The sequence below is a fragment of the Vreelandella azerica genome (assembly GCF_013112225.1).
GTDB lineage: Bacteria > Pseudomonadota > Gammaproteobacteria > Pseudomonadales > Halomonadaceae > Vreelandella > Vreelandella azerica.
Map to the genome: position 1 here is coordinate 674,395 of NZ_JABFHI010000002.1, position 25,016 is coordinate 699,410.

A 25,016-nucleotide genomic window follows, 5' to 3' on the forward strand; every position below is an offset into this window, starting at 1 on the left:
CACGTTATGAAAACCCCGAAACGATTACAACCACTCTTGGATGATGGCCTCATTGATGAAGTGTTGACTCAGCTGATGAGCGGCAAGGAAGCCCAGGTGTACGTGGTACGCTGCGGTGAGGAGGTGCGCTGTGCCAAGGTGTTCAAAGAGGCCAAGCAGCGCAGCTTCAAGCAGGCGGTGCAGTACCAGGAAGGGCGCAAGGAGCGCAACAGCCGCCGGGCGCGAGCCATGGCCAAGAAAACCCGTTACGGCCAGAAAGAGCAGGAACAGGCCTGGCTCAGCGCCGAAGTGGATGCACTGTATCGGCTGGCCGCTGCGGATGTGCGAGTGCCCAAGCCCTACGGGTTTGTGGATGGCGTCCTGCTGATGGAGATGATCACCGAAGCCGATGGCCATGTGGCCCCGCGTCTGGATGACGTCACCCTGACCCATGAACAGGCCCTGGCCTACCACGCCAAGGTGATTGAGGATGTGGTCAAGATGCTCTGCGCCGGGCTGATCCATGGCGACCTGTCCGAGTTCAATGTGCTGGTGGATGCCGATGGCCCGGTGATTATCGATTTACCCCAGGCCGTGGATGCCGCTGGCAATAACAGCGCCGAAGCCATGCTGGAGCGCGACGTCAACAATATGCGCGCCTATTTTGGCCGCTTCGCGCCGGAGCTGCTCGACACCCACTACGCCAAGGAAATGTGGGCCCTGTATGAATCCGGTGAGCTGCATCCTGATCGCCAGCTGACCGGGTATTTCGAGCTGGACAGCCATATTGCCGACGTTGACGAACTGATGGAAGTGATTGACGACGCCAAGGAAGAAGAGGCCGAACGCCAAGCGCGCATACGCGGCGATGACGACGACCCGGATGCCCCCAGCTATTGAGTGGGAAGCGAGCCCTATCAACACGCATCCACACGAGGCACTAGCATGCTCAAACGCCTGATGACCGCCGCCTTCGATTATTTCGAATCGCGGGTCAACCCCTACCCGGATGATGTCGTGACAACCCCGCCTAAGGGGTTGTTTGCCTTTATCTGGCACTTTACCCGCCCGGTCTGGCCGCTTCTGCTGATCATGTCCGTATTAACGGCGCTGGTGTCGGCTGCCGAGGTGGTGTTTTTCAGTACCATGGGCAAGCTGGTTGACTGGCTGGGCGAGGTGGAGCGCGCGGATTTCTGGGCCGCCAACGGAGGCTGGCTGGTCGGCACCGGGGTTGCCGTACTGATTGGCCTGCCGCTGCTGGTGCTTGGGCAGGCACTGATCACCCATCAGAGCATTTTCGGCAACTACCCGATGATTGGCCGCTGGCTTTCCCACCGCCATATGCTTGGCCAGAGCCTGGCCTTCTATCAGGATGAGTTTGCCGGGCGCGTCTCGCAAAAGGTCATGCAGACAGCCCTGGCCATCCGCGAAACCGTCACCAAGGTGATGGATCTGATGGTCTACGCCATCGTCTATTTTACCGGCGCAGTTTACCTGCTGGCTCAAGCGGATCTGTGGCTGGTACTGCCCCTGGGCCTTTGGCTGGTGGGCTATCTGGCGATCATGCGCTATTTCATCCCCCGCCTGCGGGATATCTCTATGGCCCAGGCGGATGCCCGTGCTCAGATGACCGGCCGAGTGGTGGACAGCTACAGCAATATCCAGACTATCAAGCTGTTTGCCGATACCCAGCGTGAACTCGGCTACGCCAAGGACGCCATGCAGGGCTTTATGGGCACGGTGCATCGTCAGATGCGTCTGGTCACTCTGCTGAGTGTGGTGATGACGCTGCTCAATACGCTGCTGCTGGTGGGTATGGCGGCCATGGTGATCACCACCTGGTATTTCGAGGTGATCTCGCTGGGCGTGCTGGCCATCGCCATTGCCCTGGTGATGCGGGTGCGCTTTATGTCCGACTGGATACTGTGGGAAGTGGCCGGGCTGTTTGAAAACATCGGCACCGTGCAGGATGGCATGAACACCATCGCTCAGGAGCCGACGGTCAAGGAAGCGCCCAATGCTCAGGCGTTGACGGTGCCCCAGGGCAAGATCGTCTTTGACAGCCTGCGCTTTGAATACGCCCAAGCCGGGGTCGAAGAAAAACAGGGCGAGACCAAGAACGTCTTTGACGGTTTCAGCTTGAGCATCGCACCCGGTGAGAAAATCGGCCTGATTGGCCGCTCTGGCGCAGGTAAATCCACCCTGGCCAATCTGCTGCTGCGTTTTTACGACTTGCAGGGCGGGCGCATCCTGATTGATGGCCAGAATATTGCCGAAGTCACCCAGGCGTCGCTGCGCCACCAGATCGGCATGGTCACCCAGGATACCTCGCTGCTGCACCGTTCACTGCGCGACAACATCCGCTATGGCAGCCCGGAGGCCACGGATGAGGATATCTGGCAGGCGGTGCGCCGCGCCCACGCCGACAGCTTTATCAATGAGCTGGTTGACCCCAGGGGGCGGCGCGGCCTGGATGCCCACGTGGGCGAGCGGGGCGTCAAGCTCTCCGGCGGCCAGCGTCAGCGGATTGCCATTGCTCGGGTGCTGCTCAAGAACGCGCCGATTCTGGTGCTGGATGAAGCAACCTCCGCGCTGGATTCCGAAGTCGAAGCCGCTATCCAGGAACAGCTCGAAACCCTGATGGAAGGCAAGACGGTGATTGCCATTGCCCACCGCCTATCGACCATTGCCATGCTCGACCGTTTGATTGTCGTCGATGAAGGGCGCATGGTGGAAAGCGGTACCCATCAGGAACTGCTGGCCAGAAACGGTATCTATGCGCGCCTATGGCAGCGCCAGTCCGGTGGCTTTATCGGCCTTGATGTGAACGATGATAACCCCCACATAATTCAGGCAGATCAGTAAACGTTCAACAGGAGATCAAGCATGCAAGCGATTCATCTCAAGCAGCCCGGCGGTCTGGACAACCTGACCCCGGCCGATATCGCCGCCCCCGGTGAGCCAGGCCCGGGGAAATCCGCGTTCGCCTGCATGCCAGCTCACTCAACTTCCACGACTACGCCGTCGCCGCGGGCATGATTCCCACCGAGGAAAACCGCATTCCCATGTCGGATGGCGCGGGTATCGTTGACGCCGTGGGCGAGGGCGTCAGTGAATTTGCCGTCGGCGATGCAGTGGTCTCGACGTTTTTCCCCGGCTGGCTGGAAGGTCCGGCCCGAGTGGCAGATTTTCGCACTACCCCAGGGGATGGCGTTGAAGGCTATGCCCGCGAGCAGGTGGTAGCGCCGGTCACTTCCTTCACCCATCAGCCCGAAGGCTACAGTCACGCCGAATCCGCGACCCTGACCACCGCAGGGCTGACTGCCTGGCGCGCTCTGGTGGTGGATGGCGGTATCAAGGCCGGTGACACCGTGCTGGTGCTGGGCACCGGCGGCGTCTCGATTTTTGCCCTGCAGTTTGCCCAGATGATGGGTGCGCAGGTGATTGCCACCTCATCCTCGGATGCAAAGCTTGAACGCCTGAAAGAACTGGGGGCTGAGCACGTCATCAACTACAAGACCACGCCCGAATGGGGCAAGGCGGTATTGGAGCTGACTAACGGCGAAGGCGTGGATCATGTCGTTGAGGTGGGTGGCCCAGGTACGCTGCCGCAATCCATTGATGCGGTGAAAATCGGCGGGCACATTGCCCTGATCGGCATTCTCACCGGCCGCCAGGGGGATATCCCGACCATCAAACTGATGGCCAAACAGGCCACTCTGAAAGGCCTGATTGTCGGCAGCCGTCGCGACCAGATCGAGATGATTCGTGCGATTAACGCCAACGGCCTGAAACCGATCATCGACCGCGAATTCCCGCTGGCCGAGATCGCCGACGCCTTCCGCCATCAGGAAGCCGGCAAGCACTTTGGCAAGATCTGCCTGACGTTCTGAGCATGCGGGTAATCCGCAAAAAATCCGCTAGTCAAAAACGGCCATATTGATGGCCGTTTTTGTGCGGGTTTGATGTATTCTGTTAGCGCTGTGTTGCCCTTTTCATTATTGGACGCAAAACCTCTCATGGCGGAACTGCAGACAAAAGACGAGTTATCGCCATGGAGCATAGTGGCGCTGGACGAATTCCAACTCCCTGAAAAAACCCAGACCAGTCAGTGGCGTCGCAGCTGGCGAGCAGCGACTGCCAGGGTGGTCGGCAAACAAGCATCCCAACGACAGGCCAAGCGGGAAAGTGAGTTGCGCAAGTTGCCTGAAGTGGCATTGTCTCACTGGGCTCCCCCATTGACTGGACGCCAGCCGCTGAAACGCTGGACCGGGCCATGAAAAGATTTCCCGAGGCACCGCTCATTATATTTGTCTCACCTCCCCATGGGGGCATGAGTCGGTGGTCAGCCACTGGGCAGAGCAACAAGGTGTCAAATGCCTGCCTGTGCCCGGATTTAAAGATTTAACTCATGGCTGCCTGGCATGGGTTGAACAAAGTTGTCATCAGCATTATTGGGCTACGCCAGCCTTGGAACGCTATTTTTTACGTCACTCAATGGGCCTGCTGGGAATACGTGAGCTGATCGAACGCACCCTGAGTGGTCGTCTAGGTAAAGGAATCATCGGCTGTGACAGCTGGGCTTATGCCTATTTGCAGCAGGTGATCGGCCTGGAGGGAATCCCGGCGGTGACGCTGCAGGCAATGGAAGGCAAGCACCTTGCCAACTATTTCGCCAACTTGCCAGCCAGCGACCCTTGCCCCGCGGTGTACAGCACTCGCACGGGAAAACAGGTGCTAGCCAACCATGACAAAGGCGTCAGCAAAAAGGCGTCAGCAACTCATTATAAAGAGCTGCAGCGCTTGGCCGCCCATTGTCGGGGGCATTTAGGCATTGCCTGGCATTACTGGCGAAACCGTTTGCGCCAACCTGCCAGCCGCCCGGATCAGCAGGGTGAACAGTCCCTATGGCTGCTAGATGTGTTGGCAGAAGCTGAACTACCCGCTGACACGAGTGATGTGGCAACGCTGTTGTTACATACGTTACTGATTCATGGGGGCCTTGATGATCAGGCGTTGGGCCATGTGCTGCCGTTTTCACACCATGAAGCATTGAGCGCAAGATTTTCGCTGACGCGTCAAGGGATTCTTGTTAGTGCCGAGGGACGCTGGCAAGTAGCGCCATTAAGTTATTCCAGTGTGAGACAGCTGCTGGAATCAAGACATTACCTGACCGATGTGCTTTAGGAGCCAGGATGGACGAACAAGAACAATATGCCCGGCTGTTTAACGATATTGATACCCAGGCGCTGATTACCCTGGGGAGTGTCCTGGCCAGCACGGTAGTGCTGATTATTGCCAGCCAGTGGGCGCTTAACTGGCTGGCTAATCGCTTGCATGGTCAGTTGCGGTTTCGCGTGTTTGCCCTGGTGCCACTTACCCGCCTGCTGATATTGATAACCGCCCTGGCTGTCATTGTTCCGATTGTGATCGAGCCCTCGCTACATAATATGGTGACGCTGCTGGGAGCCGCGGGTCTGGCTATTGGTTTTGCCATGAAGGATTACGTCAGCAGCCTGATCGCCGGGGTCGTATCAGCCATTGAGTTGCCGTACCGTCCAGGTGACTGGGTCAATATTGAAGGGGTGTACGGTGAGGTAAAACATGTCGGAATGCGCACGGTAGAAATCCAGACGCCGGATGATGATCTTGTGGCGATGCCGCATCTCAAGTTATGGAACTCGGCTATTTACAACGCCAACAATGGTGGCGTCAGCCTGCAATGCGTGGTGAGTTTCTATCTACATCCGGCGCATCAGGCAGGTTGGGTGCTGAAAGCGTTGCGAGATGTGGCACTGACCAGCGCCTATCTTAAGTTTGACAAGCCAATTACCGTCATAGCGGAAGAGAAACCCTGGGGCACTCACTATCGGATTCGGGCTTACCCGGTCGACCCGCGCCAGCAATTTCTGTTTATCACTGATCTGACCGTGCGTGGTAAACAGGTGTTAAGCGCGGCTGGCGTAACCCCAGCGCTATTACCTCCAGACGCAACGATGGATTCGCAGGAAAATAGACATTAATGACAGCTAAAAATGTACTCTACCTGGGCTGGGATGTAGGTGGCTGGAACTGCGACAAAAATCCGGCCAGCCGGGATGCGCTGGTGATTGTCGATCAATCGCTAGCATTGGTCGGCCAGCCCTGGCGGGGCAACCTGCGCGAAACCTTGAACGCCGCCACCACGCCGCGGGAGCTGATTAATCGGCTGCTGGCACTCTGCCAGCAGCCGGCCCGTGGCGACGAACAGCTAGTAATGGCGATTGATACGCCCCTAGCGTTTCCCGAGGCCCTGCTGGCGCTGTGCCGGAGCGAGCCGGTGGCGGAACTGGGTAGCTCACAGGATAACCCCTACCTTTACCGCGAAACGGAACGCTGGCTGTTTGCCCGTGGCGTGACGCCGCTATCACCGATCAAGGACATGATTGGCAGTCAAGCCACCAAGGGAATGCACCTGCTGGCGCGTTTTGCACCGCAAATCATCACCTGCGGCCAGTGGCAAAGCCACTGCGGGGCCATCACGGCGGTGGAAGGCTATCCCTCGCCCGCTAAACGTTCCCGGCAATTCAAGGCGCTGCAAGAACGCTGCCAATTGGGCGACTGGGAAGAAGCGTTGCAGCATGCACCAAAACCCCGCCAGCAGGATCTTCAGGACGCCTGGCTATGCGCCCTGGTCGCCTGGAGCCTCAACCACGCCCCCGACAACTTGGCCTGGCCGCCCACGAACATGCCCAATGCAGAAGGCTGGATTTTTGTACCTGAGGATGCGTTGGCATAAACCTCAAGGACTTTTTCAAGCTAGTTTACGCGCTTTGGCAAGTTCTGCCATGGCAGCACGGGAGAGGAAACCTGAACGCGTTTTGTCGCCGGGGTGATGCGCCACAAAGTCATCAATCTGCTTGAGCAGCAGGTCAGGTAAAGTGACGTTAATTTTATGGCTTTTACCCAGAAAAGGGGTCAAGTCCACATCGATAACGGCCCAGACCCAGCCAGCAAAATCCGGATTATCCATGTGCTCGTCGATAGACGTTGCCTGCGGAATCGGATCGCCCATCTCCACAGCTACCTCCAGCCAGCCTTCAATCGCTTCTCTAGCGTTGATCATGGCCTCTTCAAAGGTGTCGCCGGCAGAGTAGCATCCCGGCAAATCGGTAACAGCCACCCCAAAGGCATGGTCTTTATCGCCGCGTTCAATCGCAATAGGAAACAACATGGAATGATCTCCGTGAGCAAGGGGCAGTCGTTCTTACCCCGGAAACTCGCCGCTGTGATAAACGTTCTGGACATCATCCAGATCGTTGAGCATATCGAGCATTTTCTCGAACATGGCCACGTCATCGCCTTCCACCGGGGTGGTGGTTTGCGGTAGGAACTGGATTTCATCCATCTCGAAGTCGATCTCACCGAAGGTATCCAACAGCGCCTGCTTGGCCTTGGCGTAATCCGTATGCGGCGCGTAGACGGTAATCTTGCCGTCTTCCTGCTCGATGTCGGTAACATCCACATCGGCTTCCATCAGGGTTTCCAGCACCGCCTCTTCGTCTTCACCGGCAAAGGTGAAAATGGCGCAGTGATCAAACATATGGCTGACGCTGCCGGGGGTGCCAATCTTGCTCTTGGTCTTGGTGAAGCAGCCGCGTACATCCCCGAAGGTACGGTTAGGGTTATCGGTCAGGCATTCCACAATCACCATGACATTGCCTGGCCCGAAGCCTTCATAGCGGGCAGGTGAAAAGTCTTCACCGCCGGCGCCGCTGGCCTTATCAAGCGCTTTATCAATCACATGGGAAGGCACCTGGTCTTTCTTGGCGCGCTCGATCAGGCCGCGCAAGCTCAGGTTAGCCTGTGGGTCGGTGCCGCCCGCCTTAGCGCAGACGTAAATTTCGCGCCCGTATTTGCTGTAAACCTTGGTTTTCGCATCGGCCGTCTTGGCCATGGATTCTTTACGGTTCTGAAACGCCCTACCCATAGTACACTCCTGTGTTGGTTGATTTATCGCTGCCCGGTCATATCAAATATTGCTGGGGCGCCACGTTAAAAAGCACGATTTTACGTCACAAGCGGTTAGGCTAACAGCGTTATTGCGCGTGCTTTGCGCTAGACTGTGCGACCCGTTTGCCATCACCCAAGGAGATGCCTCATGCCATTAACGCTGTGGATGTCGCTGGCTGCTATCTGCGCCATGGGCGCCATGTCACCCGGGCCAAGCCTGGCGTTGGTGCTACGCCACACCCTGGGCGGCGGGCGCCTGCCCGGCGTCACCGCTGGTATCTTCCATGCCTTCGGCGTGGGCTTCTATGCGCTGTTGACCGTGCTGGGGCTTGGCGCCCTGATGGCGCGCTTTCCACTGGCATTTCAGCTGGTGACCTGGGGTGGGGCGGCCTACCTGGCCTGGCTGGGCATCAAGGCCCTTCAGGCAGGGCGTTCTGGGGCCATCCAGGCCGGAGCAGCACTTACTACTACGGCCCAGGCCGCTCGTGAAGGGGTGCTGGTCGCCCTTGGCAACCCCAAGCTGATCCTGTTTTTCGTGGCGCTTTTAAGCCAGTTTGTATCGCCGGAAATGAGCGTCACCGCCAAGGCAATCATCGTACTAACGGCGATGATCATTGATGGCGGCTGGTATGTGCTGGTGGCGTTGGTGCTTTCACATTCACGGGTGCTGCCCTGGCTGCAGCAGCGCGCCCACTGGATCAACCGGATCACCGGCGTCATGCTGATAGCGTTGGCCCTGCGTGTAGTCACTGGACCCCTTTGGTAAGAATCAGAGGTGGCGCCGTGTTGTGCTGCATGGCAAGGTAGCAATAGAAGATGTTCTCGTGCCCCGGGGTACTGTCAACGCTAACGAGGTGGCCATGTCGCTATACGATCAGGATTGTTATACCCATCTCGGCGAGCCTTTCAACCTGCGCGTGCTGCGCGGGCAGGTCTTGCTGATTGTCAATGTGGCGAGCAAATGCGGCTTTACCCCGCAGCTCAAGGAGCTGGAAGCCCTTTACCAGCGCTATCGTGATCATGGGTTCACCGTGCTGGGGTTTCCGTGTAACCAGTTTGGCCGTCAGTCACCGGAAAGTGCCAAGGACTTCTGTGCTTTTGGGGAGGAAAACTACGGTGTGACGTTTCCACTGATGGAAAAAGTCGACGTCAACGGGCGTCATACCCATCCCTTGTTTGAACACCTTAAGAAAGAAGCGCCAGGTGTGATGGGCACCCGCAGTATCAAATGGAATTTCACCAAGTTCCTGGTCAGCCGCGATGGCCGGGTGATTGCCCGCTTCGGCCCCAAAGACCACGGTCAAGCTCTCCGTCAGGCCCTTGAACAGGCGCTCGATGAGCCGTTTTGAACTTAAATAAAAGGGGGCAGATCCAAAATTAATTGTGCCGTTTTCTTTGCTTGGTCAAGATGTCTATTAATTAATTTGGATCTGACCCCCTTTTATTCACAAATCCATCAGCTTCCAAGCGTTCCCAGATAGGGGCTTTCTCCGCTTCGCTCATCCTGCCCCAATTGGCAATTTCATCCAGGGTTCTACCGCAGCCTTCGCAGCATTGGCTGGCCGAATCAACACGGCAAATCTGTACGCAGGGGGAAAGCGGTCTTGCCCGCTCAGAGTTGACTACTTGAACAGTGTTAATCGCCGTATTATCAGCCATCAGTAATAGGTTCCTTAAGTCGAAAGAGCGCCAGAATCATTCTGTCAGTTCCAGCAGGCGCTCAGGGTAATCGGTAAATAGCCCGTCTGCACGCCAGTCGATCAACGTCTGCATGTCTTCCTGCTCGTTCACGGTGTAAACATGCACTTTCAAGCCGTGGGTCTGGGCAGTCTCGATGAAGTTTTCCGTCAAGACTATCTCTTCATCGGCGCGAAAATTAACCCCAACACCCAAGGCATAGTCGGTGATATCACCGAGTGCCTCTAGGTCGAGCGGCATATCATCTGCGGGCAGCCACAGCAGTTGCACCAAGGGTAAATCTGCCCGCAGGTCACGCAGGGCCAAAAGACTTTCCCGGCTGAACGACTGCACGATGACCCGCCCGTCTGCAATCATCTCAAAGCGCTCCAGCATGTCGACCAGGGCCGCTTCCAGCCCAGGGTTCTGGTCAGGCGCCTTGGTTTCCAGATAATAGCGGGCATCATGGCCAAAGCGCTTGAACACCTCTTCAAGGGACAGAATAGGCAGCCCGACAAAACCTTCATTGGCCTTGTCAGGGTAGGCTGCATTGAACCAGCTGCCGGTGTCCAACTGCTGCAGTGTTTCAAGATCAAAATCATTGATTCGACCCTCACCGTTGCTGGTGCGTTGCAGCTCACGGTCATGAAATGCCACCAGGTGCCCGTCCGCGCTGAGCTGTATATCCAGTTCCAGGTAATCCGCGCCAGAGCGGTGGGCAAGTTCCAGAGCGGGCAGTGTGCTCTCCGGCGCATTGCCGCTGGCGCCTCGGTGAGCAATCACCTGAAAGCTTTCAAGGTCGGTATATTGTTGTTCCAGTGCTTCTGTGTCCGCATTAGCGGTGGCGGTAACCAGTATCAGCCATGGCAAATGGCGCAAAAAATGTGGCATAAGAATGCTCTCGGTCCGGGGGCAGGGCAAACTGAGAAGAATCAGGATGGTTTCAAAAACCGTATCTGAAACAAGGAAGCTATCCGAAGAAAACTGAAGACACTGTTGTGCTTTACTGCCTGAATTGTTAATTTTTCTTCACATTTTGCTTTACATTAGTATTAATTTTTTTAAAAGCCTCCTGACGCAAATCTCCTACAAAGCAAACAAAGCGTTAATACTGTGTGGTCGGTAAATGTATAACCCTTGTCCACGTAGAGGCTGGCCAGTGAATGGCCTACAATAACCCGTATTGCCTGTGATTCATGAGGCATTTTCAGTTTTTTTTACAGCGCGCAGGGGTTGGGCAAGGGAATATGCCCGTTTCAATCCCGGGGCGGTAGCGTGTCTGAATCTAGGGTATCGTCATGTCATTTTCTGCTAATTCTCTAAAATCCAGCTTATCAAGATCCAGTTTTTTACAATCGCGCCTTTCATGGCCCTCAGCACCCATGTGGCTGGTGGCCACCGGCGTTGTTTTGCTTAGCGGTTGTGCCACCCAATACCCTCAAGGTGCTGCATCCTCTGCCGGTTATGTACTCAATCAAGACTCCGCCACGCCGATTCAAGACACCAACCTGAACGGCTTTCTCGAACAGGCACCGGCGGGTAGCGTCATCAACCTGGCCGACAGCCCCTGGGGGCCAGGCGTTGATGTTGCCGCTGGCCAGCCCTATATGGCAGCCAGTGGCCGTGAATGCCGCCGTTTGGAAATCATGGGCAGTCAGCAGCCCCAGCGGGAAGCGTTGGTTTGCCAGGCAGCTAACGGCTGGGTGAACCAGCGGGTTATCACTGAATCAACCTCACGGACGCTATAAAGATGCTGAATATAAAGGAACACTCAAGCGCGCTTCATACTCGGCTTGCAAGGTTGACGCTTACCGCCTCGATCAGCTGCATGACAATTCTCAGTACCCCCGCTTGGTCGCAATCCATCAGCCTGCCAGATAACATTTTGCCCGAAGACAGCGGCGAGTCTTCACAGCAGGTGCAGGATACGCCCCGCGCCGACTGGCGCAGCGGCACCTACGGGCCAGTGCCTCAGGGCGAGCGTGAAACCATGATCGACGGCCTGCCACCCTTCGGTGCCAACCTGTTTACCGGCGGTTTTCGTGGCGCTATGGGAGAGGGGTTAAACCCCGCCTATCAGGTCAAACCCGGTGATCAGGTCACTGTGCGCGCCTGGGGTGCCATCGAGCTTGACCGCGCCTTGCCTGTGGATGCACAAGGCAATATCTTTCTGCCCGGCATCGGCCCGATCAATATTGAAGGCCAGAACAGCCAGCAGGTGGATAACGCTGTGCGTCGAGCCATTACAGCGGTCTATTCGGATAGCGTCGAGGTCTACACCAACCTTCAGGGTGTACAGCCTGTGGCCCTGTTTGTCACTGGCAATGTGGAGAACCCCGGTCGTTATGCCGGTACGCCCAACGATTCGCTGCTTTATTTTCTCGACCAAGCCGGCGGCATTGATCAGGATCTGGGCAGCTACCGCCAGATCCATATCAAGCGTAATAACGAAACGATTGCCAATGTGGATCTCTATGACTTCCTGCTGTCTGGAAGTATTCCACGCCCGCAGTTCCGCGATGGCGACACCATCGTAGTGCAAGAGCGCGGCCCGGCGATTGCCGTGACCGGTGATGTACACCGCGAGCATCGCTACGAGTTGTTGGGTAATCAGCTCAACGGCGCTGAAATACTGAATCTGGCACGTACCCAGAGCGGCGTTTCCCATGTATTGCTGCGCGGTAACCGTGACGATGGCCCAATCGCCAACTATTTCCCGATAGACCTGTTTGCCGAGCAGACGGTGCGCAGTGGCGACGAAGTCATGTTCAGTGCCGACAAACGCAATGAAACCATCGTCGTTGAGGTGGAAGGCAGCTACTACGGGCCCTCCCGTTACGCCTTGCCCCGCGATGCGCGCCTTAACGAGTTGCTGGACGCTATTGCCGTTCCAGAAACCATGACCGCAGTGCAGAGTATCTCGCTACAGCGTGAAAGCGTACGCAAGCAACAGGAACAGTCGCTGGAAGACAGCCTGCGCCGGCTGGAAACCACCTATCTCAGCGCGCCTTCCAGCACCAATGAAGAAGCTAAGGTACGCGCCCAGGAAGCGGAGTTGATTCAGGATTTCGTCAACCGCGCCCGAGAGCTGGAGCCCAGCGGCCGCTTGGTCGTCGCTAGCAGAAACGGTATCGCCGATATCCGCCTGCAGGATGGCGACGTGATTACCATCCCGGAAATCAGCGACTCCGTACTGATCAGCGGTGAGGTGGTAGTGCCCCAGGCGGCGGTCTATCAGCCGGGTATGAACGTGATGGATTACATTCAAAGTGCCGGTGGCTTTACCAACCGGGCGGATGACGACCAGATCCTGCTAGTACGCCAGAACGGTGCCGTCATCAACGCCAGCACCTCTGCGCTGCGCCCAGGGGATGAAATCCTGGTGATGCCCGCCGCCCCGACCCACAACCTGCAGCTGGCCTCAACGCTCACGCAGATACTTTTCCAGATCGCCGTCGCCACCCGCGTCGCGGTTGATCTTTAATTTTGTGAATAGTGAAAAGTGAATGGTGATCACTAAGCCCTCACCACTCACCACTCACCACTCACCACTCACCACTCACCACTCACCACTCACCACTCACCACTCACTATTCACCACTCACGAACCACTAATCTATGGCTGATGTAAGAAGATCCCGCACGCCCTGGCAGGTTACCCGCAGCGTCTGGTATGCCATGTTTATGCGCGAAGCCATTTCACGCACCATGGCCGACCGCATGGGCTGGTTCTGGATGATTTTCGAACCTGTTGCCATGGTGGGCATCATGGTATTTATCCGCAGCTTTATTCGCGGCGGGCGCCTGATCGTCAATGCCGAATTTATCCCCTGGATGATTGCTGGGCTGATGGGGTTTTTCCTGGTGCGTGAAGGTATGATGCTGGGTATGGGCGCCATCAACGCCAACAGTGCGCTGTTTGCCTACCGACAGGTGCGACCGGTAGACCCTGTGCTGGTGCGCAATTTTCTTGAAGGCATGCTGCGCACCTTTGTTTTCCTTCTGTTTATTGTTGGCGGCCTGATGTTGGGGCTGAATATGTACCCAGATAACGCCATTCGTGCCATGGGAGCCTGGCTGTCACTCTGGTCGCTCGGGCTAGGATTAGGGCTTTGCACTTCAGTAGCGGCCACCATGGTGCCGGAAGTGGGGCGGGTGATCCGTGTGGCATCGCTGCCGCTGCTGATTATATCCGGGGTCATCTTTCCGCTTAACCAGCTGCCCCACTGGTTGCTGGAATACCTGATGCTCAACCCGATTCCCCATGGGCTGGAAACCTTGCGTCTGGGCTTTTTCGAGAAATACCAGGTCGTCAACGGCACCAGCATGCTGTATTTCTGGATGTTTACGCTATCTACTATCGCACTGGGGCTGTTGCTTCACCTGCGCTTTGCTGAACGCTTAAAGGCAAAATAATTCATGCAACGTTTTATACGTCAAAACCCCCACTGGCTGCTGGCCTTTATTTCAATTGTGTTGGTGAGCTTTTACTGGTTTATCTGGGCCGAGGAACGCTATGTCTCCAACGCCACTGTGGTACTTGAAAGCCCCCAGGTGGCATCCCCGGAAATCAGCCTGTCTTCGCTGATGGGTGGGGGAGGTGGCAGCACGGCAGACCTTTTGCTGCTACGTGAGCATCTGCTCTCGGTGGATATGCTCAAGTACCTGGATGAAGAGCTTGACCTTCGTGCCCATTACAGTGAGCACGGCGACATCTTTGCTACCCTGCGTATGCCGGATGGCCCCATCGAAGACCTTCACGATTACTACCTGCGCCGGGTAGAGGTGGAGCTGGATGAATACGCCGGTGTATTGAATATCCGTGTTCAAGCCTACACGCCGGACTTTGCCCATGCATTGGCCACCGAATTGTTGCAGGCCGGTGAAGATCATATGAATGAGATGGGCCATCGTCTTGCTAAAGAACAAGTCACCTTTCTGGAAAACCAGATGGTGCGACTAGAGGAGCGCTTTGAAGAAACGCGCACCCAGCTGCTTGAGTTCCAGAATGAATACGGCCTGGTCTCGCCGACTACCACCGTCGAAAATATCAATCAGGTCGTTGCCACCCTGGAAGGCGATCTGGCCCGCCTGCAGGCCCAGCGCAATGCCCTGGCCAGCTACCAGAGCGCCCAGTCGTCACAGCTGCGCAGCGTTGAGCGGGAAATTGAAGCCCTGCGCGATCAGATCATCCGTCAGCGTGACCGCCTGGCCCAAACCGCCGGAGATTCGCTTAACCGTGTATCTGCGGAATATGAAATGCTGGAACTGCGCGCTCAGTTCGCCCAGGAAACCTACTCAAGTGCTCTGGCCGCGCTTGAAAACACGCGCCTGGAAGCCGCCCGCCAGCTCAAGCAGGTCAGCGTGTTACAAAGCCCACTGATGCCGGAATACCCCACCGAGCCGGACCGCCTCTACAACAGCGCCGTCTTTGCCATCATCACACTCTTCCTCGCGCTGATACTCAGCATGATGATCATGATCATCAAGGACCACAGGGATTGAGTAGTGAGTGTCCGTGGCAAAAAATGACAGTTTGGGGGTAGCTTCGAAAATGCCCCCTTTTTATTAAATGGCAGTCTAAGGGTTGAAAACCGGATTACCTCTGCCTCACGCAACATATTGATAGAGTAAAAACATGCGTCTGAAGCCAAACGAAATCAATGTCATCAAAGGCGCTATTACTGATGTGTTTGGTAATCACGCATCCGTTAGGTTGTTTGGCTCCCGTATGGATGACACCGCAAAAGGTGGAGATATCGATTTAATGGTCAGCCTTGATGCGCCTATAGAAGAACCTGCCAGGTGTATCGCCAAGGCACAGGCAAAAATGATAATGGCGCTGGGTGATCGAAAAATTGATGTTGTGTTGGATGCCCCCAATCTAACTCACACCAGCATCCATCAGATAGCCAAAACCCAAGGGGTTGTCTTATGACGCTTGAACCTCATGTTCAAAGCAGACTTGAGTTTCTGCTGCGTGTTGTCAGTAAGGAAATAATGCACCTGCAATATGCTGATCAACAGATTTTTGGCAATAGCTTGCAGCTTTCCGATATTGAAATGCTTGATCAAAAACCTGAATTAGCTCTGAAGTTAGAAGCTTTTGCGAGCCGCTTTTGTCGCTTACAGGATACTCTGGGCGATAAGCTACTTCCTACCCTGCTGCGTGCTTTAGGTGAGCCGGATAAAGCATTGCTGATCAACCTGGATAAAGCCGAAAAATTTGGCTGGTTGGTTTCTACAGAAAAGTGGGTAGAGTTACGCCAGCTCAGAAATCAGATGATTCATGAGTACATTGAAGAGGCCCCTGTATTACATAACGCTCTGATCACAGCACACCAAAATATCGAAACATTGACGTACTTTGCCGAGCGCTTAGAAAAAGAAGTAAGTGCAGTCTTGAATCGCGGTGAGTAGTGAGTGGTGTATTTCTTGCCACGGACCCTCACGGACGGCACGGACAAAACCTATTTATTTCTATTGTTTTTGTTTTTGACCTTGTCCGTGTTTTCCGTGAGTGTCCGTGGCAAAACAGCTTTTCTCCGTAGCCAAAAAAGGACTTTTCATGGCTGATATTATCCACCATGGTGGCGCCCAGGGTGTGACCGGCAGCTGCCACCAGCTGGTATTGAACCACCATCACTCACTGCTGATTGATTGCGGCCTCTTCCAGGGCGAAGACGCCGAGCAGGATGAAAGCGCCCAGTTCGAACAGCTCAAGGTCAGCTTTGATATCAGCACCCTCAAGGCGCTGATTATCACCCATGTACACATCGACCACGTGGGCCGCTTGCCTTACCTTTTGGCCGCTGGCTTCAAAGGGCCGATTATCTGCTCCATACCGTCTGCCAAGCTATTGCCTCTAGCCATTGAAGACGCCCTGAAAATCGGCTTCACCCGCAATACTCACTTGATCCAACGCTTTCAGGCCCAGCTGCAATCACAGGTCGTCAGTCTGCCCTATGGCCAGTGGCATACGGTGATCAACGAAAAAGCACAAGCACCAGATGTGAAAGGCATTACCACCCGGATCAAACTCAAGCGGGCCGGGCATATCCTCGGTTCCAGCTACGTTGAAATTGCTCATCAGGATGCCGACAAAAAAGAAAGAATTGTGTTTTCTGGGGATCTTGGCGCTCCTTACGCGCCACTATTGCCTGCACCCAGATCGCCTTACAGCTGTGATCAACTGGTGCTGGAAAGCACCTATGGCAACAAGCGCCACCCGGACCGCCGCCAGCGCCGGGCAAGCCTGAAGCAGGCGGTTGAACAGGCGCTTCACAATGGCGGCACGGTGATGATCCCGGCGTTCAGCATTGGCCGCACCCAAGAATTACTCTACGAACTGGAAGGCATTATTCACGCGGCCAAGCCATCGCAGTGGCAGTCTCTGGAAATTATCGTGGATTCACCCCTGGCTGCGCGGTTTACTCAAGTCTACCGGGAACTCAAGCCCTACTGGGACGCCGAAGCCCAACGCCACCTGCGACGAGGCCGCCACCCACTGAGTTTCGAGAACCTCTACACGGTGGATAGCCACGAAGAACACCTGCAAACGGTGAATTATCTGGCCAGAACTGGCAGGCCAGCCGTCGTAATCGCTGCCAGCGGCATGTGCGCAGGCGGGCGCATCATGAACTACCTGAAAGCCATGCTTAGCGACGCACGCCATCAAGTGGTGTTTGTCGGCTACCAGGGAGCAGGCACCCCAGGGCGGGATATCCAGCAATACGGCCCCCAAGGCGGCTGGGTGGAAATCGACGGGCAACGCATCGATATCAAGGCAGGCATCACCACGCTGAGTGGCTACTCCGCCCACGCGGACCAGAAAGACCTGCTTAACTTCGTCAAACGCATGCGCCGCTGGCCCAGCAAAATCCACCTGGTACACGGCGAAACCCACGCCCGCCAGGCGCTCAAAGAGAAGCTGGACGCCATGTATGCTTGGAAGGGCAGAGATTTGAGAGTGGTGAGTAGTGAGTGGTGTGTGGTGAGTAGTGAGTGGTGAGTAGGCATGGAGGCCGAAGATGAGAAAACACCAGGAACTGCGTGTATGGCAACAGTCCATGGATTTGGTTGAATTAATTTATGGAATGACGAAAACATTCCCTAGTGATGAGCGTTATGGTCTTATTAGCCAGATGAGGCGCTGTGCAGTATCGGTACCCAGCAATATTGCGGAAGGTGCTGCAAGAGGGAGTACACTAGAATTTATTCGATTTCTACATATCGCCCGGGGGCACTAAGCGAGCTTGAAACTCAGGTGCTCATAGCAGACCGATTAAATTATTTAAGTGATGTCTCTATATGCATCAATAGCTTACAGCAAATATCCTCTCAATTAGGCGGCTTGATCAATCACCTGAAAAGTCGATAAAACCTCAACGCCTCATGAGTTTACTATTCACCATTCACCATTCACCATTCACCATTCACCATTCACCATTCACTAGCCCAAAATGATCGAAGTCAAAAACCTCTACAAGCGCTACCACAACCACCACGGCAGCGATTGGGTACTAAAAAACATCAACTTCACCATTCCCAACGGTGTGAGTGTCGGGCTGATTGGTGCCAACGGCGCGGGTAAATCCACCCTGTTACGCCTTATTGCCGGGATGGATACACCAGAGCGGGGAGAGGTAATCCGCCACAGCCGCGTTTCCTGGCCGGTGGGCCTGGCCGGGGGCATGCAAAACAACATGACAGGCCGGCAGAACGTCAAGTTTGTCGCACGCGCCCAAGGCAGCGGGCCTGCAGATGTCAAACGGGTCATCCAGTTTGTCGAGGATTTCGCGGAAATAGGCGAGGCTTTTGACGAGCCAGTGCGAACCTACTCCTCAGGCATGAAATCGCGCATTTCTTTCGGGCTTTCCCTTGCCTTTGATTTTGATGTCTATATCTCTGATGAGGCCACTGCCGTAGGGGATCGTGCCTTCAAGGAAAAAGCGAAGGCCTTGTTCAATGAAAAAATAGGTAAGGCATCACTTATCATGGTCTCTCACGGCGAAGGGATACTGCGCGATCTCTGCCAGGTAGGCATATACATCAAGAAGGGCCAAGCTTATTGGTACGACGATATCAACGAAGCCATCCTGGCCTACCACAGCGATGTCGACGAGAAAAACAAGCCACCGAGCAGGGCGAAGAAGAAACGTCGCCCATTATTGAAGGTGACCCAACCACCTTCAATAAGACGCAGGTACAGCAACTGCAGAAAGAACTCAAAGCAGCTCGCCAGCATATGAACGGCATTGGTCAGCGGCTTCAGCAGGCGAGACTTGAAAAATGGCCGAAGGAAGAGGTGCAGCTGCTTAATCAGCTTCGCCAACAAGCCAATCAGCAGGTAACCGAACTGAACGACGTCACCAACAAGACGCCAATCGGTGCCCGTCAGCAAGCCAAGGCGCAAATCAATCAGGCACAGTTGAGTATCCAGGCGTTTGCCCGGTTACTGGAACAGGCAGAGGCTGAACAGTGGGAAACCGCCCGTAAGGCCACGCTGGAAAAAGCATTGAAAGAAGCGCACCGCCAGAAAGAGCAGGCAGAGACCACCCTGGAAGAAATGGATGGCCTCGATTAATGGCCGAGTAAAACGCCCAACACCCGCATAGGAGACCTGAATCAGTGAAACGCATTGCCATTGTCGGCCATCCATCATCAGGGTATTTAGACGCAGAAGCTCTGCTTCAACATCACGGCTTATTACACGCTGCTCCTTCCCGAAAGGAAGGCATGCGTGTTGAAGAAATCCAGTCCACGCTATTAAAGAATCATAACGCGCCCTCTATTACGCAAGCCCGAAAAGAAGGCCAGCTGAGCCAGGTGATGCCCAGCACTGTATGGCAGGGCCTGGCGCTGGATTTTCTGCTGGGCAATATTGAGCAGGAAACCGTATGGGGGTGGGCGGCCCCAGAAACCCTGCTGCTGCTGGATATGTGGCACCAGCTGGACGAGCAGACAATGTTTCTGCTGGTGTACCAGTCGCCAACTGCTGCCCTGCAACAAGCATTAACCCAGCAGAAAGACATCAACCCTGAGGAATGCCTGGATAACTGGGCGGCGTACCACGGCGCCATGTTGGCCTTTTACCTTCGCCATTCGGAGCGTTGTGTTCTCGCCAACACCCAGCAACTGCTAAGCCAGCCCGCAGCACTACTTAAGGCAATGCCAGGCATTTCAGCTCAACAGGCGGGGGTGCCTGCCACACCCTCAGCCAAGTCAGAGCCACTGGCCAATGCGTTGGCAGCACTGGGCCAAGAAGCTGAAAAACAGTATGAAAGCCTAAAGGCTGCCCCGCTGGAAGACTTCTTGAGTAACCAGGTTGCCAGCCATCACCCAGCACAAACCGTGTATGAAGAACTGCAATCCAGTGCACTGCTACCCGCAGAAAATATTCAAGCCGTGACGGATCAAGACGCATGGCAGTATTTTGGTGAGCATCAGTTGGCACTTAGTAGCATCATCAATCTTTTTCAGCAAACTCTTGATGAAGAAAAAACTCAAAAGAACGCTTTGGAAAAAGAAAACAGTGAGCTAAAAGAATCCGTAGCTAACGCAGCAGGCGCCAATACCCAACAGCTGGAAGAAGAAAACAGCCTATTACTCCAGCAATTGCAGTTAGTACAGGAAGAGTTGGAAAAACTGTACACCTCTGGCAAAGCCAGCCAAGCAAGCCACTCACCCTCAAAGTCTTATTACGGTGCCGATGACCGCATTAAACGCCAGCTGACCTACCGCCTGGGAGCCGTGGTGGTCAACAGCCACAGCATCACAGATTTTATCTTCCTGCCGTTTGCCTTAAAACGAGCACACAGCGCCTATAAAAAGGATATGAAAGCAAGAAAAGGGGAGCAGTTACCGCCTATTGCTCACTACGCCGATGCCGATAAAGCAGACCAAGTGAAACAACACCTATCCTACCGCCTGGGCCAGGCAATCATGGCAAACGCAGGCTCACCCATTGGTTGGTTCAGGCTACCGTTTGCGCTCAGCCGTGAGGCCAAGGCGTTTCGCCGCGAACGCCAGCGCTAAGCCCCTTTTCTTTAACTGCCAACATTCATCAGAGAGTTTGCCATGACGGTTGCAACCAATGCCCAACCCTTCATATCACAGCCTACGACCGGCAACGAAACTCTGTCTCAGGCGCAATGGCTTGAGGCGCTGGGCCGTGTTTTGCCACTATCGCAGTTAACCGTATTCGGTGCCGGTAAAGGCAAAAGCACCGCGATTGAGTGGGCTGCTGCAAACGGGGTCAAAAACGTTTGCTTAATAGAAGGCAATAAGGATCAATACGAGCATCTTGTCGCTGTCTGGCAAGCTTTACATCCAGAATGGCAGCTGCACAATCAGGTAATGCAAGCAAGTGCCAATCAGGCAAACACTTTTTATACGGCAAGCCTGCCCGCGGAAAGCGGCGTGCTGGCCCCCGACGCCCTTAACGTGCTATGGCCCAATATCTCAGAAACACAGCGGCAGCCTTGTGAACCCAAAAGCCTTTCCAGCTGGGCAGCCACCCACTGGAAAAGCGCTGGTCAGTGGGTGTTTATTGATTATTTCTGTGAGGCAGATCTGCTGAATGCCTGCCAAGATGCTTTCAAAAATGTAGACGTATTGATGATACGCGTCAGCACAGCAGAGCAGTCACCAAAAGCATTATCGGCCAAGGCCTGGACAACAGCGCTTGAAAAAACAGGCTTTAGTGTGGTGCATCGCAAAGAGGAGCGGCACCCGCATATTGAGCACTGGCTATGCATCAGATCACCATCTGAAGAAAGAAGGATCCTGAAACAACAGCTGGAAGAAATCTATCAACAGGACAAGCAGCAAGCCCAGCAACAGCTGGAAGACAAGCAGGCACAGCTAACCAGACAGCAGGCGCAGTTCAAGCAGCTTAGTGAAGAACGCGACACGCTGAAAAATCGTCTGAACAAAGCATTAAAAGCTAGCCAGCAGCACCAGCAAGCACAGAAAGAAACGGCTGAAAAGCTTGAGCAAGCCAACCAGCAGCTGAAAACAACGCAGCAAAAACTGGAGGCTGCCGAGGGCAACTATCAACAGGCTGAAAAGCAGCGTCAGGAGATTGAAAAAGCCCATCAGGAACTACAACACAAGCTTGAAGAAACCCACGGCTGGTTTTTAAGCCGCAAGCAGCAGGCTGAAGAGGGTGCAGAAAAGATTGCAACCTTACAGGGCGAACTCCATACCAAGGCAGAGCAAGCAGCTAACCTTGAGGAAAGGCTAAAGGCCACAGAAGCAGAACGAGAAAAATATAATGGTTACTTCGCAGACCGCAAGAAACAGCATGAAGAAGCTAAAGTTCAGCTGAGAGATGCCCAGCAAGCGCTGAAGGAAAGAGATGCCACCATCAGCCAGCTCAGCGAACAGCTGGACGCACTTCAGCAAAGCAATGAGCGCTTTGCACAGCTTGAAGGCAAGCTGGAAGCGCTGTTCGGTGAGCAGAAAACCTATATCCAGCAAACTACCAATGCCCTTGGTCAACATGTGACCCGCAGCGCCCGCCAGCAGCGTGACGAACAGGCCCTGACTCATTACCTGCAGCATGGCCAGCGGCCGGTAAGTACTCAACTGCCCCCGGGTTATGCCATGGCGCTGCTGGAGCACTACGAAACTACCCAACATGATGTTGTCGTGGTACTGGGGAGCTCAGAAACCACCGAGCTGCTGGCTCAGGCGATACTTAACACTCGTCAACAGCAGCGAAGGCTCAGCGGTGGCCAGCGCGAACAGCAAGACAATGAAGTGACGCTTTCCAATGCGGATCTGCCCCAGGCAGTCGTCAGCATTGAGCACCAGAAAGCCGCCAGTGAAGCGCTCAAGCAACGTCTTGGTAATAAGACGCTGGCGCAAGCGGTGAGCGTGGTGTATGCCCCCTGGGTAGAGTGTCAGGCCAACGGCCAATCAGCACTGTTCTACGCAGCCGATGCCACATTACAACGGCTTAACCAATGGCTACCCGACGATGCCCGGGTACTGGTAATAGTGGGTGAAGCCCTGCCCGATGCTAGCCACAGCCGTGAAGTGACGCTGCCTGTGCTGCTACAGCAACTGCCCACCCAGCGCCTGGATATCGTTCTGGAAGGCAGCAGCCAGCCGCAGGAAACCAATTTGCAAGAAAACTGGAATAAACTGCTAGAAAATCGCCAGCGCCCTGGCCACTGGCTAAACCTACCCAATACCCAAAGCCTCAGAGTAGAAGGGTAGGTGCAAAGAGAATAAGAGTGGATAAAGTGAACAGTGAGCCATAAACATAGTGTGTTGAGTACAGAGAGTCCCCACTCGCTCGACCACTTACCACTCACCACTCACCACTCACCACTCACCACTCACCACTCACCACTCACCACTCACCACTCACCACTCACCACTCACCACTCACGAGACACTCATGGAAAAAGACCTCGTCAAACGCGCCCACGATGCTTTTAATCAGGGTGATTATAAAGCTGCGAAAGAGCTTTACAGTAAAGCAGCGCAACAATACGGTGAAAAGCTCTTCGATATTAACATCGCTTTATGTGAACAAAGTATAGCGGCAGGTGAAGGTGAAAAGCCTCCAGGTATAAAGCAAGTGCTGGAAAGTAAGGAAATACAACAGCTGAACGAACAGATTGCTGATTTAAAGCGTCAGTTGCAGGAAAAAGATGCCAATATCAACGAAAGATTTGAAGAACTGGCCATTCTTACCCGCATGCTGGAAGAACGTAACAACCCAACCTCTGCTTAATGAATAACCATATGTTTGCTTTAGGCAAATAACATGATTAGGAGTCAGTCTCCATGCAAATGGAAAATACTACGATTGCAATCCTTGGCCTTGGCTATGTTGGTCTTCCTCTGGCAGTAGCCTTCAGCAAGCACTTCCCGACCATTGGTTTTGATATCAAGGCAGCGCGGATAGAAGAGCTGAAGCAGGGGAAAGATAACACCCGGGAAGTGGACGAGGTGGAACTGGCAGCAGCGGCTAACCTTACCTTCAGCTGTAATGAAGAAGACTTGAAAGCTGCCAATGTCTTGATCGTGACGGTACCTACACCGATTGATGACCACCGCCAACCGGATCTGACCCCGCTGATCAAAGCCTCTGAAATGCTGGGGCGTGTTGTCAAAAAGGGTGATATTGTGATTTACGAATCCACGGTTTACCCAGGCGCAACAGAAGAAGAGTGCATACCTGTAGTTGAAACTGTTTCAGGATTTGTATTCAACCAAGATTTCTATGCGGGCTATAGCCCGGAGCGTATCAATCCGGGCGACAAAGCGCGCCCTGTCACCAAAATCATGAAAGTTACTTCAGGCTCCACACCGGAAGTGGCTGATTTTGTTGATCAACTGTACGGCAACATTATTGAGGCAGGCACCCACAAGGCCAGCAGCATTAAAGTCGCAGAAGCCTCCAAGATAATTGAAAACACCCAGCGGGATGTCAATATTGCCTTGATCAACGAACTAGCGATGATCTTTAGCCATCTGGGGATAGACACCAACGACGTGATTGAAGCCGCAGCGACCAAGTGGAACTTCATCAAGCTGCAGCCCGGGCTGGTGGGTGGCCACTGCATAGGGTAGACCCCTACTACCTGGTACACAAATCCATGTCGGTAGGGCATATCCCGGACATGATTCGTAAGGCGCGTGAAATCAACGACGGTATGGCACGTTTTGTTGCTTCCAAATTGATCAAGGCGATGATTGAAAAAGGCCAACTGATCAAAGGCGCCAAGGTGCTGATAATGGGCATGACCTTTAAGGAAAACTGCCCGGATATTCGTAATACCAAAGTGATCGACCTGATTACCGAGTTGAAATCCTACAGCATGGTCGTGGATATCTACGACCCTTGGGTAGACCCCGAGGAAGCCATGCACGAATACGGTGTTAGCATGGTGTCCAGCTTGAATAATGGCAAATATGATGCTGTGGTAATTGCCGTAGCGCATAATGAATTTAAAGCCATGGGCAGTGATATTTATAAGTTTGGGAAAGATGTTTCTACATATTTTGATATGAAAAGCGTACTTAGTAGTGAAGGCAAGAGTGAGGTGAGGCTCTAAATGAATAAGGTAAACGATAAAGAAATTTTAAGAATAAAAAAATCAGATCTTTTTGATGAGGAATGGTATTTAAAAAAGTATCCAGATGTTGCTAAGACCGGTATGGCTCCCGTGGAGCATTTTTATAAGTATGGTGGGTTGCTGCGTCGAGATCCTGGTCCAAATTTTAGCTCCTCTTTTCATTTTGATACTCGTCCTGGAATTGAAAAAAGGGGATGAACCCTCTTGTTCACTACCTTTGCTATAAAAGTGGGAGGGAACCACAGAAAGACTGTATATTGTGGGCAGCTA

General features: G+C 54.2%; 26 protein-coding genes and 2 pseudogenes. 24 read left to right on the plus strand and 4 right to left on the minus strand.

Annotated elements, in window-relative coordinates:
- Positions 1-6: 6 nt before the first annotated feature.
- From HLB35_RS07190 to HLB35_RS07215, 7 genes and pseudogenes are all read left to right on the plus strand, one after another.
- The gene (locus HLB35_RS07190; RefSeq protein WP_171702037.1) at positions 7-879 is read left to right on the plus strand and encodes a PA4780 family RIO1-like protein kinase; all 873 of its coding nucleotides are present in this window, start codon (positions 7-9) and stop codon (positions 877-879) included.
- Positions 880-924: 45 nt separating this feature from the next.
- A complete protein-coding gene (locus HLB35_RS07195) occupies positions 925-2,844 on the plus strand; it encodes an ABC transporter ATP-binding protein (protein WP_171702038.1) in 1,920 nt (639 codons plus the stop codon).
- 21 nt (positions 2,845-2,865) lie between these two features.
- Positions 2,866-3,872: pseudogene (locus tag HLB35_RS07200) on the plus strand (zinc-dependent alcohol dehydrogenase family protein).
- Positions 3,873-3,998: 126 nt separating this feature from the next.
- Positions 3,999-4,259, plus strand: a complete 261-nt coding sequence (locus HLB35_RS17070) for a hypothetical protein (RefSeq protein WP_235937023.1) — start codon at positions 3,999-4,001, stop codon at positions 4,257-4,259.
- 190 nt (positions 4,260-4,449) lie between these two features.
- Positions 4,450-5,166 (plus strand): hypothetical protein, encoded by a 717-nt coding sequence (locus HLB35_RS17075; RefSeq protein ID WP_235937024.1) that lies wholly within the window; start codon positions 4,450-4,452, stop codon positions 5,164-5,166.
- An 8-nt stretch (positions 5,167-5,174) separates the two neighbouring features.
- Positions 5,175-6,002 (plus strand): mechanosensitive ion channel family protein, encoded by an 828-nt coding sequence (locus HLB35_RS07210; protein ID WP_171702039.1) that lies wholly within the window; start codon positions 5,175-5,177, stop codon positions 6,000-6,002.
- Positions 6,002-6,757, plus strand: a complete 756-nt coding sequence (locus HLB35_RS07215; protein WP_171702040.1) for a DUF429 domain-containing protein — start codon at positions 6,002-6,004, stop codon at positions 6,755-6,757. Before HLB35_RS07210 ends, HLB35_RS07215 begins: the two co-directional genes overlap by 1 nt.
- A gap of 15 nt (positions 6,758-6,772) precedes the next feature.
- Here the strand turns inward: HLB35_RS07215 and HLB35_RS07220 are convergent, their stop codons facing one another.
- Positions 6,773-7,192 carry a type II toxin-antitoxin system HicB family antitoxin gene (locus HLB35_RS07220; protein WP_171702041.1) on the minus strand — a complete coding sequence of 140 codons (420 nt, stop codon included), beginning with the start codon at positions 7,190-7,192 and terminating at the stop codon, positions 6,773-6,775.
- A gap of 33 nt (positions 7,193-7,225) precedes the next feature.
- Positions 7,226-7,948: a YebC/PmpR family DNA-binding transcriptional regulator gene (locus HLB35_RS07225; protein WP_171702042.1), complete on the minus strand. Its 723-nt coding sequence runs from the start codon at positions 7,946-7,948 to the stop codon at positions 7,226-7,228.
- Between the two features lie 171 nt (positions 7,949-8,119).
- On the opposite strand from HLB35_RS07225, the gene HLB35_RS07230 reads away from it, so the two are divergent.
- Positions 8,120-8,737 carry a LysE family translocator gene (locus HLB35_RS07230; RefSeq protein WP_171702043.1) on the plus strand — a complete coding sequence of 206 codons (618 nt, stop codon included), beginning with the start codon at positions 8,120-8,122 and terminating at the stop codon, positions 8,735-8,737.
- A gap of 94 nt (positions 8,738-8,831) precedes the next feature.
- On the plus strand, positions 8,832-9,320 hold the full coding sequence (locus tag HLB35_RS07235; RefSeq protein ID WP_171702184.1) for a glutathione peroxidase: 489 nt from the start codon (positions 8,832-8,834) through the stop codon (positions 9,318-9,320).
- 70 nt (positions 9,321-9,390) lie between these two features.
- Here the strand turns inward: HLB35_RS07235 and HLB35_RS07240 are convergent, their stop codons facing one another.
- Together HLB35_RS07240 and HLB35_RS07245 are read right to left on the minus strand one after the other, a co-directional pair.
- Positions 9,391-9,630 (minus strand): DUF1289 domain-containing protein, encoded by a 240-nt coding sequence (locus HLB35_RS07240; RefSeq protein WP_171702044.1) that lies wholly within the window; start codon positions 9,628-9,630, stop codon positions 9,391-9,393.
- Positions 9,631-9,666: 36 nt separating this feature from the next.
- On the minus strand, positions 9,667-10,539 hold the full coding sequence (locus tag HLB35_RS07245; RefSeq protein WP_171702045.1) for a glycerophosphodiester phosphodiesterase family protein: 873 nt from the start codon (positions 10,537-10,539) through the stop codon (positions 9,667-9,669).
- A gap of 491 nt (positions 10,540-11,030) precedes the next feature.
- On the opposite strand from HLB35_RS07245, the gene HLB35_RS07250 reads away from it, so the two are divergent.
- The 15 genes and pseudogenes from HLB35_RS07250 to HLB35_RS07320 all read left to right on the plus strand — a co-directional run bounded on the left by HLB35_RS07250 (position 11,031) and on the right by HLB35_RS07320 (position 24,944).
- Positions 11,031-11,396 (plus strand): DVU3141 family protein, encoded by a 366-nt coding sequence (locus HLB35_RS07250; RefSeq protein WP_171702046.1) that lies wholly within the window; start codon positions 11,031-11,033, stop codon positions 11,394-11,396.
- Between the two features lie 80 nt (positions 11,397-11,476).
- Positions 11,477-13,132: a polysaccharide biosynthesis/export family protein gene (locus HLB35_RS07255; RefSeq protein ID WP_171702047.1), complete on the plus strand. Its 1,656-nt coding sequence runs from the start codon at positions 11,477-11,479 to the stop codon at positions 13,130-13,132.
- Positions 13,133-13,266: 134 nt separating this feature from the next.
- Positions 13,267-14,064 carry an ABC transporter permease gene (locus HLB35_RS07260; RefSeq protein ID WP_171702048.1) on the plus strand — a complete coding sequence of 266 codons (798 nt, stop codon included), beginning with the start codon at positions 13,267-13,269 and terminating at the stop codon, positions 14,062-14,064.
- A 3-nt stretch (positions 14,065-14,067) separates the two neighbouring features.
- Entirely contained in the window at positions 14,068-15,153 is a 1,086-nt protein-coding gene (locus tag HLB35_RS07265; RefSeq protein WP_171702049.1) for a KpsE/RkpR family capsule polysaccharide export protein, read from the plus strand.
- Between the two features lie 133 nt (positions 15,154-15,286).
- Complete coding sequence (locus HLB35_RS07270; RefSeq protein WP_171702050.1) at positions 15,287-15,586, plus strand: nucleotidyltransferase domain-containing protein; 300 nt, start codon at positions 15,287-15,289, stop codon at positions 15,584-15,586.
- On the plus strand, positions 15,583-16,068 hold the full coding sequence (locus tag HLB35_RS07275) for a hypothetical protein (protein ID WP_171702051.1): 486 nt from the start codon (positions 15,583-15,585) through the stop codon (positions 16,066-16,068). Before HLB35_RS07270 ends, HLB35_RS07275 begins: the two co-directional genes overlap by 4 nt.
- 148 nt (positions 16,069-16,216) lie before the next feature.
- Positions 16,217-17,659 (plus strand): MBL fold metallo-hydrolase RNA specificity domain-containing protein, encoded by a 1,443-nt coding sequence (locus HLB35_RS07280; RefSeq protein WP_171702052.1) that lies wholly within the window; start codon positions 16,217-16,219, stop codon positions 17,657-17,659.
- A gap of 85 nt (positions 17,660-17,744) precedes the next feature.
- On the plus strand, positions 17,745-17,897 hold the full coding sequence (locus tag HLB35_RS17080; protein WP_235937072.1) for a four helix bundle protein: 153 nt from the start codon (positions 17,745-17,747) through the stop codon (positions 17,895-17,897).
- Between the two features lie 213 nt (positions 17,898-18,110).
- The gene (locus HLB35_RS07290) at positions 18,111-18,899 is read left to right on the plus strand and encodes an ABC transporter ATP-binding protein (protein ID WP_171702053.1); all 789 of its coding nucleotides are present in this window, start codon (positions 18,111-18,113) and stop codon (positions 18,897-18,899) included.
- The gene (locus tag HLB35_RS07295) at positions 18,896-19,234 is read left to right on the plus strand and encodes a hypothetical protein (RefSeq protein ID WP_171702054.1); all 339 of its coding nucleotides are present in this window, start codon (positions 18,896-18,898) and stop codon (positions 19,232-19,234) included. The genes HLB35_RS07290 and HLB35_RS07295 overlap by 4 nt, the downstream gene beginning before the upstream one ends.
- A 152-nt stretch (positions 19,235-19,386) precedes the next feature.
- On the plus strand, positions 19,387-20,685 hold the full coding sequence (locus HLB35_RS07300) for a hypothetical protein (RefSeq protein ID WP_171702055.1): 1,299 nt from the start codon (positions 19,387-19,389) through the stop codon (positions 20,683-20,685).
- 42 nt (positions 20,686-20,727) lie between these two features.
- On the plus strand, positions 20,728-22,875 hold the full coding sequence (locus HLB35_RS07305) for a coiled-coil domain-containing protein (RefSeq protein WP_171702056.1): 2,148 nt from the start codon (positions 20,728-20,730) through the stop codon (positions 22,873-22,875).
- Positions 22,876-23,059: 184 nt separating this feature from the next.
- Positions 23,060-23,398 (plus strand): hypothetical protein, encoded by a 339-nt coding sequence (locus HLB35_RS07310; RefSeq protein WP_171702057.1) that lies wholly within the window; start codon positions 23,060-23,062, stop codon positions 23,396-23,398.
- Between the two features lie 53 nt (positions 23,399-23,451).
- Positions 23,452-24,725: pseudogene (locus HLB35_RS07315) on the plus strand (nucleotide sugar dehydrogenase).
- Positions 24,726-24,944, plus strand: coding sequence for a hypothetical protein (locus HLB35_RS07320; protein WP_171702058.1), 219 nt, complete (start codon positions 24,726-24,728; stop codon positions 24,942-24,944).
- Positions 24,945-25,016 lie beyond the last annotated feature (72 nt).